Origin of the sequence: Sphaerisporangium sp. NPDC049003 (assembly GCF_043197795.1) — a bacterium.
Taxonomy (GTDB): domain Bacteria; phylum Actinomycetota; class Actinomycetes; order Streptosporangiales; family Streptosporangiaceae; genus Sphaerisporangium.
In genome coordinates, this window is the sequence record NZ_JBICTU010000014.1 from 81,758 (window position 1) to 94,689 (window position 12,932).

The following is a 12,932-nucleotide window of genomic DNA, read 5'->3' on the forward strand; positions in this document are numbered from 1 at the left end:
TACAGAGGGTGAGTTTTAGGTGGCTTCACGTGGCCATGCTGGCTGTCATGAGGTCCTATTCGCTGGATGACGTCCGGGCGACGCGCAAACGCCGAGACTCATGGTGGACGGTGTTCATGGTCGACCCGGTGGCATGCCGGATGGCACTGTTCGTAGCGAATCGCACCGAGATCACCCCGAACGCCCTTACCCGCTTCTCGCTGGTACTCGGCATGGCCTCCGCGGCCTGTTTCGCGGCCAATCGCCTCGTGCTGGGTGCGGTGCTGTTCTACGTCAGCTTCATGATCGATTGTGTGGACGGCAAGATCGCCCGCCTCAAGGGCACCGGCACCCCGTTCGGCCTCTGGCTCGACTACGTCGGCGACCGGATCCGCGTCATCTGCTGCGCCTTCGGCATCGCCTACGGTCAGTACGCCGCGACCGGACGGCTCGCCTATGTGCTGCTCGGCGCCGGGATCGCCATCCTCGACCTGTTCCGTTACGTCAACGCTCCGCAGATGAAGCGGGTGCGCCAGACGGTGAAGCTCCGCAGGCGCATCGCGCGCCGCGAGGAGCTGGCGGCGGTGCGCGACGCCATGGCCGTCGAGTCGCTGGACCAGGGCCCGGGGTACGACATGACCTACAGCTCCTCGGCTCCCGATCTTCCCGACCACGCGTACGGCCCGTACGAGGGGTACGGGTCCTACGAGCCCTACGACCAGATGGCCTCGCCGTACGAGCCGGCGGTGTACGAGATCGCCGAACGCGACGCCCGCTCGCGTGAGATGGGCGACGAGGACCCCGGCGCCCGCGAGTACGTCCGCCGCGACGGCTCACGCGAGCCGGGCCTCCACGTCGCCGCGTCCCACGACGGCTCGTACGACCCGGGCGACCGCGACGGTTCGTACGAGCGGAGCGGCCGTGACGGTTCGTACGACCCGGGCGGCCACGACGGTTCGTATGAGCGGGGCGACCGTGACGGTTCGTACGACCCGGGCGGCCACGACGGTTCGTACGAGCCGGATGCCGGGTCACCCGCGCCGGATGGTCACGCGCCGGGGCTCCAGGGGATAGCGGCTCATGGCGCCACGATCCCCCGGCAGGCGTCCGTCCCCGGCGACTCACTGACCTCCACCCAGCCCATCTCCCCCGGGGCGCTCTCCCATGCCCCGCCCTCACCGCGCCGCGCGCCGTACGACCAGGAGCGGGCGCCCCTGCCGGAGGGGGAGGCCCCGGTCGCGATGAGCGCGCGTGAGCGCCTGATCGAGTGCCTCGCGCGGCACCGGGTGCGCACCCATCTGATGAGCGGCATCGAGTTCCACGCGGCCGTGTTCGTGGTCGCGCCTCTGCTCGGGTCCTCGGCGCTGCTTCCGGTCACGACCGGCGCCGGCGCCCTGCTCGTCCTCAACGAGATCTTCCTCGTCTACCGCATGTGGCTCTCCACCCGTGCGCTCGCGGGGCAGGACGGGCTCATGGAGCCGGACCAGGACGACCAGCGGTACGTGCGGACCGACCCGTTCTTCACGGGGGTGTAGAGATGAGTCCCGACAGGCCGATCTTCGTCATCGGATGTCCGCGTTCCGGCACCACGTTGCTGCAGCTCATGCTGCACTCGCACGAGCGCGTCGCGGTGCCGCCGGAGACCCGTTTCCTGCTCTCGGCGTACTTCCGCCGCCGCCTCTACGGGGACATGCGCGACGCCGAGAACCGGCGCAGGCTGGCCGAGTGGATCGCCACCGACAAGGCCACCAAGTTCCGCCAGCTGGGCATCGACCGCGCGACGTACGTGCGCAGGGCCGTCGAGGGCCCCGGGTCGCTGGGGTCGGTGACCGGAGAGGCCTTCCGGGCGTACGCCGAGCGGTTCGGCAAGCCGCGCTGGGGGGACAAGCGGCCCTGCTACGTCAAGCACGTCGACGCCCTGCTCCGGCTCTTCCCCGACGCCCAGTTCGTCAACATGATCAGGGACGGGCGCGACTGCGTGGCCTCGCTGAAGGAGATGCCCTGGTTCAGGCTCGACGTCTTCCATGCGGTCGCCATCTGGTCGGAGTCGGTCGACCACGGGCGGCGCTGCGCCGAGCGGCTGCCGGCGGGCAGCTATTACGAGATGCGCTACGAGGACCTGACCGCCGACCCCGAGACGGAGCTCACCAAGCTGTGCGCGTTCATCGGGGAGGACTTCGATCCCGCGATGTGCGAGCCACGGAAGGTGGCAGGGATGGCGGTGCCCGCGTACAAGGTGTGGCACAACAACACGCACAGGGAGGTCACCAGGGCGAGCGTGGGCGGCTGGGCCACCCGGCTCGAACCCTGGGAGATCGCGCTCTGCGACCAGGTGCTGGGAAGCCGTCTCCGGGCGCACGGTTACGAGACGGCCGGCTCCAAGGCATCCGCCCAGCAACTGCTGGCCTACCGCAAGACGGCCGCCCGGCGCAGGCTGTCCCGGTACAAGCAGCAGGGCGGTGACTGGGTCAACCGCCTGCGCGAGCCCGGCCCCCTGCCTGCCATGCTCACCTCCGGGCAGATCTCGCTCGCGCGGGTTCCGAGGCCGCGCAGCGCGTCCCAGGAGCTCATCAGGGGATAGCACCCCTGACGCGCGCGGGGAATGCCGCTCCGGCACACACGCCGATCAACTCCGGCACACACGCGCGGTTCTCGCGAACGGGCGGGCCGATCAACGGGCGGGTCAGCGGCGGGTCCGGGCGAACAGGTCCTCCCAGCGGTCCAGCACCCTGTCGAGCCGGAACGACTCCGCGTGGACCCGGCCCGCCGCTCCGAGCCGCCGTCGCCTGGCCGGATCCGCCATCAGCCCGCTCAGCGCGCCGGTGAACGCGTCTACGTCCGCGGGCGGCACGAGCACGCCGGTCGTGCCGTCCATGACCAGCGACCGCACGCCCCCCGAGACGTCGAAGGCGACCGTCGGCATGCCGTACGAGGCCGCCTCGCCCACGACCAGCGGGAACCCCTCGTGCTCGCTGGAGAGCCCGAGGATCGAGCCGTTGAGGTACTCCTGGCCGATCTCCGAGGCCGGGACCCGCCCGCGGAACACCACACGCTCGGCTACCCCGACGGAGGCGGCGTGCGAGCGCAGGCGGGACAGCTCGGGCCCGTCGCCGATCAGGTGCAGCTCCCACTGGGACCGGGTGCGGGCGGCGCGGGCGAAGGCCGTGATCAGCCGGTCGAAGCGCTTGACCGCGGCCAGGCGGCCGACCCCCAGCACTCGCGGCACGTCGAGGAAGGACGTCTTCTCCGGCCACGCACGCAGCGGGTTGGGCAGGTCCGCGGTGTTCGGCAGCAGCGCCTCCTCGGCGAACCGCCCGGCGTCGTCGGGGCTCAGGAACACGGCCTGCCCGAGGTCCCCGTAGTCCCGGCGTACGGACGCGAAGTGAGAGGTCCCGCGCGCGTGGTCGAACGAGCCGTGGTACTGCCCGATGGAGCGCAGCCGGGGCGGCAGCAGGTCGGCGATCCACGACACCACGCCGGGGGAGGTCAGCACCGCGTACCCCGGTCCGAGCGAGGACAGCAACCGCGAGAAGCGCCGCCGCACCACCCGGCGCCGGCCCTCGCCGAGAGGGCGCTTCTGCACCACGTGGTGCTCGTACAGGGGCCGCTCGACGTACCGGAACGGGTCGGGAGCCTCGTGCAGGCCGACCACGTGCACCTCATGGCCGCGCAGGGCGAGTCCCTGGGCGACCGTGTGGGTCACCTGCTGGATGCCGCCGAGCGTGTCGGCGTCCATGCAGGCGAACACGACCGTGTTCGCAGTGTTCACGGGCGGGCTCCGAAGCCGCGGAAGAAGGCGTCCACCACCCGTGGGGCGGCCTTGCCCGTCTCCTCCGAGCAGAACAGGCCGGCGAAGTCCGCGTACCGCTCCGCGTACTCCGCGGTGACGGCGGGCAGCCCGCGCAGCGCCGCGACCAGCTCGGATGTGGTCGCGAGTGCGGGCCCTGGGGCGATCTCGCGCAGGTCGTAGTTCAGCCCGCGCTCCACCCGGACGTACTCCTCGTAGTCGTCGGCGTAGAGCAGGATCGGCCGCCCGGTGCAGGCGTAGTCGCAGATGATCGACGAGTAGTCGCTGAGGAGCGCGTCCGAGGCCAGGATGAGATCGTTCACCTCGGGGTACGACCCGGCGGGCCGTACGAAGTGCCGCATCCGCTCGGGCACCTTGAACCGCTCGGCCGGATGGGTGCGGAGCACCACCACCCACTCGTCCGCGAGTGCCCCCGCGAGCGCGTCGAGGTCCGCCCGTACCGACGTCCCGCTCCGCTTCGACCGGTCACGGTACGTCGGCGCGTACAGGAGGATCTTGCGGTCCTCGGGGATCTCCAGCGCCTCGCGCACCCGGGGCCCGGCGGCCGGGTCGCCGTTGACCAGGACGTCGCAGCGCGGCGAGCCGAAGCCGAGCACGGTGCCGGTGTACCCGTTCGACGGTACGAAGACCCGCTCGAACTCCGGGCCGGGGGACACCAGAGCGTCCCATCGCGACACGGCGGAGCGCCACTGCTCGCGGGGGCCGGGGAAGTCGCCGCGCAGGTCGGGGGAGTCGAAGCCGACCGTCTTGAGCGTCTGCCCGTGCCAGGTCTGCAGGTAGCGGGTCCCCTTCGGCTTGGGGAAGTCGAGCGGGAAGCCGTGCGTGTCCACCCAGTAGCCCGCGCGGGCCATCACCCAGATGTACCGCCAGCTCATCCGCTGTACGAGGGGCACGTCGGACGGGAAGTGCGTACGTTCTCCGCGTACCGACCAGCACACCTCAAGCGGCAGCCCGCGCCGGCGGATCTCCTCGTGGATGTACTTGGGGTTGCCGGTGTAGCCCGCGCCGATGTCGGACTCGAAGAGCGCGAGGTCGCGGCGGCGCGGCACCACGTGGATCAGGTGCCGGTACACCCACAGCTTCAGGTCGGCGCGGCCGACCAGCGTGCGCAGGGAGCGCAGCCGCGCCGCCCGGCGCAGCGGCCTGGCGGGGCGCCAGGAGACGCGCAGGAACGCGCTGTCGCCCTCGGGGCCCACCGTGACCTCGTGCCGGCCCGCCGTGAGCACCAGCGGGGGCGCGGTGGGATCGACGAGCAGCCGGTCGCTCGTCCGGTGCCCGTCCGAACGGGTGAACGCGATCCGCACGTCCCGCCAGCCGTCGAACCCCAGCCTGCCGAGCCGCGCCTCCGCGAGGTCCATCTCCACCTGCGTGAGGTAGCTGCCGTCCGCCTGCCGTCGCGGCTCCAGCCGTACGCTCATGCCCTTGACGGTCAGGTCTGCCACGGTCTTCCAGCGGCGGAGCACCGCGAACGGGTCGTAGGTGCGCACGGTCAGCGACACGACCGTCCCCTCGCACGACATCTCGGCGATCTCGTGCCGGATCCTGGACGCGGTGAACGGCAGCTCGGCCAGGCGCAGGCCGGTGATCTCCAGGCCGGGGTCGGCGCGCGGGCCCCAGTACGTCCGGCCGTCAACCCGCATGGCGTGGCGCGGCGCGGCCTTGGGTCCGGTCAGCGAACGGGCCGCCACCACCAGGTCCTCTGGCCGGTCGGTGCGGATGAGGTGGCAGCACACCCGGGTCATCGGCTCGGCCCTGCCCAGCACTCCGGGCTCCAGCTCGTCGAGGTACGGGCGCACCACCGACGCGAACTCCTTGATCCAGACCGTGGTGTGGCGCGGCAGCTTGTTGAGGTAGACGCGCAGGTCCTGGACGAGGAACCGCTGCTGCCTGTCGCCGACCAGGTCAGAGCAGCCGTTGTCCCGCAGGATCGCGTCGCTGATCTGCGCCGCCCGCACCCGGTGCCGGATGTTGTCCAGCTCCTGGATAGAGAGCGAGATGGAGGTCGCGTCGACCGCGCGGCGCCAGTGGTACACCACCCACGGCACGACGGCGAAGCGCCGGGCGGCGCAGAACAGGGCGGCCGTGAAGACGTGGTCCTCGTAGTGGATGTTCTCGGCGAAGCGCAGGCCGTGCTCGCGCAGGAACGCGGTGCGGTAGAGCTTGTTGGTGGCGAACCCGTCGAGGAACAGGCGCGGCTCGCTGCGGATGCCCTCGACCACCCTGCGCGGCCGGTAGAGGGACGGGTAGTACCGCTGGGTGCGTCCGGTCGCCTCGAACAGCCGCGAGATCTGCCCGGCGGCGAAGTCCACGCCGGTCCTTTCGACCTCGTTGAGCAGGCTCTTGCAGGCGTGCCTGGTCAGCTCGTCGTCGCTGTCGAGGAACATGATGTGCGGAGCGCGGGCCGCGTCCAGCCCGGTGTTGCGCGGCGCCCCGCACCCCCCGCTGTTGGTCTGCCTGCGGATGTACCTGACGCGCGGGTCGCCGAACTGGGCGAGCACGCGGGCGGTGTCGTCGGTGCTCGCGTCGTCCACGACGATGACTTCGAGGTTGTGGAGGGACTGGTTCAGTACGGACGTGATGGCGCGCGGCAGCCGGGCGGAATCATTGAACGTGATGAGCACAACGCTGACGTCCGGCTGCATGCTTCATCCCCCGAGTCGGCATTGACGCTGACTCGGGTATGCCCAGACAGATACTCATGCCGCCGGTCTCGGGCGAGTGCTGACCTCCTCTTGCCCGACTTTTGCGCTTATCGCCGAGGCCAGGGGTGATATCACCACCCGAATCACTTATCGCCAACCCCGCCCGTACGGCCGCAGGCGCGTCAGGACGCGTCGTCCCGGTGCCTACCGGCGAGCCGTCCGCTCGGGGTGACCGGCGATTCGTCCCCGGTGCTCACCGGCGAGCCAGGATACGCCGTACCAGCCAGGCGATGAGGATCACGAGGGAGACGCCGGCGACCGCCGGTGCGGCCCGCTTGAGCACCGGAATACCGGCGATCTTCAGCAGGTCGAGCGCCTCCTCCTCGGCGGTCAGCGACGTGCGCGCCGTCCCTGCGGGATGGGCCTCCCGCCCGGCGGCCTCCTCGGCGTACGGCGCGTCGTAGGAGTCCGGCACCGCCGTCAGATGCCGCGCGCCCTGCGCGGGCTCCACGGACTGGGCCGCCGGCACGGACTGGGCCGCCGGTACGGGCTCAGCCGTCGGCACGGCCTCTATGGGCCGCGGCTCGTCCACGGGTTCGCCGGTGGGGATCGGCTCGACGATCTCCGGTGGGGTGCGCTCGCCCAGCGGACTGGAGACAGGCTGGTTGAAGGGGGTGGCGGCGGGCTCCGCCGACAAGGGAGGGACGCCACCCTCGGACACGGCGGTCGGGGACAATTCCTCGGGCGCCTCGCGGAGCAACGTGGCGAGGTTGGCGGCGAACCGGTTGATGAGCTTGGCTCCGGCCTCGGCCATCACCCCGCACCCGAACTGCGCCGGACGTCCGGTCACGGTGAACGAGGTGTCGACCTTGACCTTGGTCTGCGTACCCTCCGCGACCAGCGCCGCGCTGACGACCGCGCCGGCGGTACCGGTGCCGCGCGCCTCCTTGCCCGACGCCTTGAGGCGCAACGCGTGCGCGTCCTTGTCGACCGACGTGAAGGACGCCTCACCCCGGTAGGTCACCGTGATGGAACCCACCTTGACCTTCATCCGGCCGGTCAGGACGTCGCCGTCCACGGTGTCGAGGGTCACGCCCGGCAGGCAGGGAGCCACCCGCTCGACATCGAGAAGCACCGACCACGCCTGCTCGATCGGCACGGGGACCGTGAACTCATGCTCGAACCGCATCGCCATCGATCCGCTCCTCTTCCAGGGTGAACGGCCCGCCGCGTGCACGGCAGGACAGCCCATGTCGCTCTTGCGCCATTATGACCACTCAAGGTGCCGTCGCTACTTTCGTACCCCTCTCCCCAGGGTCATGCGAATCCCTTACGGGGGTTCACCGAACTTCAGGGGTCGATCCGCTGGTCATGATGATCGCCGCCCGGGGCGCGGTCTCGGCGAACAGCGCCCACACGAGATGCCCGGTGGCCGGATTGCCCCGGTAACCCACCCGCGAGGCCAGCCTCGCGACCGCGTCGAGCCCACGGCCATGCTCACGGAGCACCTCGTCCACAACGCCGTCCGTCGGAACTTCCCCCGGAAGGTTCTTGATGTCGGGCACCCCGCCGCCCCCCAGGTCGTACACACCGACGCGCACGCTTCGGGACCGGCGGGTCACCTCGACGACGAAGTAGCCGCCCGGCCTGCCCGAGCGGCTGTGAAACAGCGAATTGTTGATCAGTTCGGCGGTGGCGAACTCGGTGTCGTCCACCCATCGGGTCCCGGCCAGCAGGCAGCGTACGAAGGCACGGGCCTTGGGCGCCTCCTCGGCGAGCCCAGTGAAGGCCCGGCGCCACACCATCCTCCCGCTGGGAACGACGCAGTCGCCGGGGGCGATCTCTGACCGGGCGTGGGAGCCGGTAGCGATGTCGATGATGGGATCGGCCATGGCGGCCACCTCCTTGCCGTGATCGCGGGACCACCCCGCGCCGAGGAGTACTTTCGCCCGGCCTCGAAGCGGTCCCCATCCCCGCGCCACCCTGCGGGAGGACACCTGCCGTCAATCGTGGGACCTGGTCACCCTCGTTTCAGAGACCCGTCAACGACCCTTGCGCCCAACCTGCTTTGACTCCACGAATCTCCGAATCCGTAACCACATGCCTACGTTGAGCGACTAAGATGCCGAACAAATGACGAACTGGCGTTCGGATCAGCCTTGATCGAAGGGGCGGACATGACCGAGGGGCATCGCGTCCTGCTCACCTGCCGGAAGCGTAGTGAGGCCCTGCGGGCCAAGGGGTTCACCTACGATCAGGTCGCCGACGTGCTCAGTCTCGATCTTGATGACAGCCCGTTGCTGTTGCACCGCTATGCCCATGGGCTGACGGCCGCTCAGGTGGTAGCGGCGTTCAACGATCTGGACCCCGCCGGTACGGCCTCGATGCGCACCGCTCGTTTGTACGACCTGGAGGGGTGGCCGGAGGGCAGGCGTCGTCCTTCGCCGCGGGTGCTCGACCTGCTCGCCCGGATCTACCAGACGACGGCGCGTCGTCTGGTGACCGACCAGATCTACAGCTCCTACGGCTCGTACGAACGTGAGTTGATCGACGCGGCCGATTATCGTCACCTTGATCCCTGTCAGCGCAGCAGCCTCAGGGGTGCCATGCCCGAGATATCCCGTGCGAGCATGGAATCGACCGCTGGAGTCTGGCCGGTGCGGACCTTCGTCGCGACGTCTGGGGTACGGCCCGGCGAGTGTGCCGCCCTGTTCCGCGCCCTCACCGCCGAGGAGGCCGACGTGAAGCGACGCGAACTGCTCTTCGATCTTGCCTTGGCCCTCGGCGGCGTCCCCGCCCTTCGCCTGCTGCGCCACCTCACCCCCGACGAGGAGGTACGGCTCGCGCAAGCCGTACAGGGTTCGGGCCGCGTGGACGCCCAGACGGTAACCACCATCGAAAAGCTGATCGCCCACTGCTGGCAGCTTGATGAGGCGTACGGGCCGGCCAAGCTGTTGCCCGTTGTCAACGCTCAGCGTGACCTGGTGGCTCAGCTTCTACGCCAGAACACTCTCATGCCCGCCCTCCGTGACCGCGTCATCGCCGCCTACTGGGCGCTGAGTCACCTCGGCGGTTGGCTGCGCTACGACATCCTCGACTACGCGGGAGCCGTTCATTGGTACCAGCAAGGGTTGGAAGCAGCTCACGAGCTGAAAGATCCGACACTCCTGGCCCACATCCATGACTGCCTGGCGAACACCCTTGGCTACCAGGGCAAGCCGACCGTGGCTCTCGACCATGCTCACGCCGCGCAGGCCTGGGCGAAGGAGAGCCCCAGTCGACTGCAGCAAGCCGCGTCCTGCCTTGCGTTCTCTCGGGCATTGACCGACGCGGGGAGGGGCGAGGATGGTCTTCGTGCCCTCGATCGTGCGCACAGGGAGGTGGAAGATCCACGCACTGAAGCTGATCCTCCACACCTCTATTGGTGTACGCCCATGCTGGTTCAACGCAACACCGGTTACTGCCTTGTCGCTCTCAAGCGTTCGAACGAGGCGCTCAGCGCTTCCGAGCAGACGCTCAAAGGCCTGGGAGGTTCCTTCACCAGAACCCGTGCCTTCGTGACGTTGGAACTCGTGGCCGCACTTGTTCAGAAGCGGGAGATACTCGCGGCGGTCCAAAGGCTGGGTGACGTCGCCGAGATGACAACGCGACACAGCTCGGTGCGCCTGATCGACGGTCTCCGCACGGCCAGAGGACAGCTCCAGCCGTGGGCCACCAACACCTACGTCCGCGACCTGGACGAGAAGCTTCGCGTACTCGGAATCGCAACAGAGATTTCGGCGTAGTGCCGTGCGCTGTGGCGTCGGCGCTGATCTGACCAGTACGAACCTCGCGAGGGGTGACCTTCGGCGGAGTGACTGTGAGGGTGGACAGCGCACCAACGGTGAGTGGAGTGGATGGTGAGAACCGGCGAATGCGAAGGTACGCCCCTGATGTGCCCGGTCAACCCCCGCGCCGGTAAACCCTCCCCGCCGGCCCTCAGGCGAGAGGGAACGGCCGGCCGTGCTCCTCGGGAGGGCGCGGGCCGAAGACGCGGCGCTCCTTCTCGTCGATCGGGAGGTCGTTGATGCTGGCCTCGCGGCGCCACATCAGGCCGTTCTCGTCGAACTCCCACAGCTCGTTGCCGTAGCTGCGCCACCACTGCCCGCTCGCGTCGCGGCATTCGTACTGGAAGCGCACGGCGATGCGGTCGCCGGTGAACGCCCACAGCTCCTTGCGCAGCGCGTAGTCGAGCTCCCTGGACCACTTGCGGGTGAGGAACTCGGTGATCTGGTCGCGCCCGGTCACGAACTCCGACCGGTTGCGCCAGACGGAATCGGTGGTGTACGCGAGAGCGACGTGGTGCGGGTCACACGTGTTCCACGCGTCCTCGGCCGCCTGGACCTTCATCGGCGCGGTCTTGTCGGTGAACGGCGGTGTCAGAGATGCCATCAGTAGTCCTCCCCCTGAACTTGGTCGATACCGGCCTCGACGGGGGATCAAACCTCTTCCACGGGCGGGTTGAGCGGGGAGGGTTCGACGAAGCGCCAGGTCAGCGGGACCTCGCCCGGGACCTCCACGACCTGGTCCACCTCGAAGGCGACCCCGTCCCCGGCGATGGCCGCCCGGCCGGTGAGGTGCAGCCCGTGCCCGCTCTCCCAGTCGAGGAAGAGCAGCCCGCAGGCGGCGTTGAGCCGCAGGTTCCCGAGGGTCATGAACATGAAGTTGCCGGGGTACTCCGGCCACGAGAGCCGTCGCTCGCCGGCCACCCGGACGAACCCGGGGTTTCCTCCCCGGTGGGAGACGTCGGTGCCGAGCCCGTCCACGTGGGTGGCGACGAAGAAGGTGTCGGCCGTGCCGATCCAGCGCCGCTGGGACGGGGTGAGGCCGTCCCCGGTCGTGACCGGGCCCTTCGCCAGGGTCGCGCCGGGGATGGGGGACGGCTCCCGCTTCTGGATGTACTTGGGGCAGTTTGAGTAGACCTGCTCGGTCCGTACGACCAGCCGGCCTCCCTCACGGCGCGCCTTGCCGTTCGCCCGCATGCGCCGGCGGGTCGCGGGCTCGATGGCCAGGATCCCGATGTCGTGGCTCTCCTCGAACAGCCCGGTGAGGGGTCCGCCGGGCAGCGCGCCGACCTCGACCAGCCGCTCGTCCACCGGGTCGGCGAACCCCTGCGGCCCGGTGAGCGTGCCCGCCCAGACCCGCCCCCGGCCATCGGGGCTTCCGATGACAAGCATGCGCTGGGCCCGGAGGAAGGCCGCCGCCACGGGAGGGATCTCGGGGCGCGCCCGGGCCGAGCCCAGAGGACGGGTGATCCCGGCCCGGCGTTGCAGCAGCAGCTCGCCGGCATGCTCCATCAGAAGAATCCGCAGGTCGGGGCATCCTCCACGGGGGCCGTCAGCGCTTCGGCGCCGGTTGGGGCGAAGATCTCCACGCGGATGCCGTCGGGGTCGGTGAAGAAGACCCCGCCGGACTGCCGTCCGCCGGCGTGAGGGACGACCCCCTCGTAGGCGAACTCCACCCCGATCTCCTGGAGCGTGGCCTCCGCGCGGCGCACGGCGTCCATGTCGGGCACCTGGAGGGCGACGTGGTGAAGGCCCGGCAGGCCGGTCGCGAAGCGGCCCTCGCTCTGCTGCCAGAGGGTCAGCATCGAGACGCCGTCGTATCCGAGGGAGGCGTACCGCCGGTCGCCCTCGGTGGACTCGAAGTTGAGGTCGAAGCCGAAGACGCGCAGGTAGAACTCCTTGGTCCTCTCAAGGTCGGTCACATTGAGGCCGACGTGCCCGATCTGGAAACCCATGTGGTTCGCCCCTTCGCCCGAGCCTTGTAACGGAACCACGGATGTGGTTCCGTTAGAGAATCAAGGGGAGCGTAACCTAACGGATGGGGATGAATCAATCCGTTAGAACGGGTCAGTCGTCGCGGTGCTGGCGGTAGTGGCGGGCGGCCCTGGCGCGGTTGCCGCAGCCGACCGAGCACCATTCCTGGCGGGCGTGGTCCTTGACGAAATACAGCACGCAGCGGGGCGCCGGGCACGACCTGAGCCGGTGCCGGTCGGGGCTCGCGAGGAACTCGATCGCCGCCGTGGCCAGCGCCGCGCGCAGCCGCACGGACTCGCTCGCCGGGGCGGCGGGCACGGTCGTCGCGACGGGGTCCGCGTCCTTTGGCCATTCGAGTCTCCGGGCCAGGGGCACGGCCGTCGCCGCCGCGTTCACCGTGGCGAGCGCGTCGGTGAACTTCGGGAGCCGCGCGAAGTCCGCGGAGCTGGGCGGCCCGGGTGTCACGGCCCTGGCGAACAGCGCCCGTACGGCCTGACGGAGCTCGACCACCTCGTCACGCAGGGAGTCGCTCGCGGTGAAGCGGGGGTCGACGCCGAGCTCGCCGGCGTGGTCTCTGACCCACGCGGTCAGGCCGTCGGTGTCGGCGAGGGCGTCCGAGATCTCGCCGCGGTTCAGCCGGCTCGCCCGGATCGTCTGGGTGAACAGCAGGACCAGGGGTTCGGGCATCCGCCCATCCTAACGCGT

The 12,932-nt window shown here is 69.9% G+C and carries 11 protein-coding genes; 3 read left to right on the plus strand and 8 right to left on the minus strand.

Annotated elements, in window-relative coordinates; translation table 11 throughout:
• Positions 1-140: 140 nt before the first annotated feature.
• Together ACGFIV_RS17235 and ACGFIV_RS17240 are read left to right on the plus strand one after the other, a co-directional pair.
• Positions 141-1,514: a CDP-alcohol phosphatidyltransferase family protein gene (locus tag ACGFIV_RS17235; RefSeq protein WP_392835825.1), complete on the plus strand. Its 1,374-nt coding sequence runs from the start codon at positions 141-143 to the stop codon at positions 1,512-1,514.
• A gap of 2 nt (positions 1,515-1,516) precedes the next feature.
• Positions 1,517-2,560, plus strand: a complete 1,044-nt coding sequence (locus ACGFIV_RS17240; RefSeq protein ID WP_358546778.1) for a sulfotransferase — start codon at positions 1,517-1,519, stop codon at positions 2,558-2,560.
• A 102-nt stretch (positions 2,561-2,662) separates the two neighbouring features.
• On the opposite strand, the gene ACGFIV_RS17245 is transcribed toward ACGFIV_RS17240, so the two are convergent.
• The 4 genes from ACGFIV_RS17245 to ACGFIV_RS17260 all read right to left on the minus strand — a co-directional run bounded on the left by ACGFIV_RS17245 (position 2,663) and on the right by ACGFIV_RS17260 (position 8,321).
• On the minus strand, positions 2,663-3,748 hold the full coding sequence (locus tag ACGFIV_RS17245) for a glycosyltransferase (RefSeq protein WP_358546775.1): 1,086 nt from the start codon (positions 3,746-3,748) through the stop codon (positions 2,663-2,665).
• On the minus strand, positions 3,745-6,429 hold the full coding sequence (locus ACGFIV_RS17250; protein WP_392835830.1) for a CDP-glycerol glycerophosphotransferase family protein: 2,685 nt from the start codon (positions 6,427-6,429) through the stop codon (positions 3,745-3,747). The genes ACGFIV_RS17245 and ACGFIV_RS17250 overlap by 4 nt, the downstream gene beginning before the upstream one ends.
• Positions 6,430-6,682: 253 nt before the next feature.
• Entirely contained in the window at positions 6,683-7,624 is a 942-nt protein-coding gene (locus ACGFIV_RS17255) for an SRPBCC domain-containing protein (RefSeq protein WP_392835834.1), read from the minus strand.
• Between the two features lie 145 nt (positions 7,625-7,769).
• Positions 7,770-8,321: an ATP-binding protein gene (locus ACGFIV_RS17260; protein WP_358546767.1), complete on the minus strand. Its 552-nt coding sequence runs from the start codon at positions 8,319-8,321 to the stop codon at positions 7,770-7,772.
• Between the two features lie 285 nt (positions 8,322-8,606).
• On the opposite strand from ACGFIV_RS17260, the gene ACGFIV_RS17265 reads away from it, so the two are divergent.
• Positions 8,607-10,214 (plus strand): hypothetical protein, encoded by a 1,608-nt coding sequence (locus ACGFIV_RS17265; protein ID WP_392835837.1) that lies wholly within the window; start codon positions 8,607-8,609, stop codon positions 10,212-10,214.
• A gap of 193 nt (positions 10,215-10,407) precedes the next feature.
• Here ACGFIV_RS17265 and ACGFIV_RS17270 read toward each other — a convergent pair whose 3' ends face one another.
• The 4 genes from ACGFIV_RS17270 to ACGFIV_RS17285 all read right to left on the minus strand — a co-directional run bounded on the left by ACGFIV_RS17270 (position 10,408) and on the right by ACGFIV_RS17285 (position 12,914).
• The gene (locus ACGFIV_RS17270; protein WP_358559847.1) at positions 10,408-10,860 is read right to left on the minus strand and encodes a nuclear transport factor 2 family protein; all 453 of its coding nucleotides are present in this window, start codon (positions 10,858-10,860) and stop codon (positions 10,408-10,410) included.
• Between the two features lie 47 nt (positions 10,861-10,907).
• Positions 10,908-11,765 (minus strand): pyridoxamine 5'-phosphate oxidase family protein, encoded by an 858-nt coding sequence (locus ACGFIV_RS17275; protein WP_358559849.1) that lies wholly within the window; start codon positions 11,763-11,765, stop codon positions 10,908-10,910.
• Positions 11,765-12,208, minus strand: coding sequence for a VOC family protein (locus ACGFIV_RS17280; protein WP_358559851.1), 444 nt, complete (start codon positions 12,206-12,208; stop codon positions 11,765-11,767). Before ACGFIV_RS17280 ends, ACGFIV_RS17275 begins: the two co-directional genes overlap by 1 nt.
• A 112-nt stretch (positions 12,209-12,320) precedes the next feature.
• Positions 12,321-12,914 carry an ABATE domain-containing protein gene (locus ACGFIV_RS17285; protein WP_358559853.1) on the minus strand — a complete coding sequence of 198 codons (594 nt, stop codon included), beginning with the start codon at positions 12,912-12,914 and terminating at the stop codon, positions 12,321-12,323.
• Positions 12,915-12,932 lie beyond the last annotated feature (18 nt).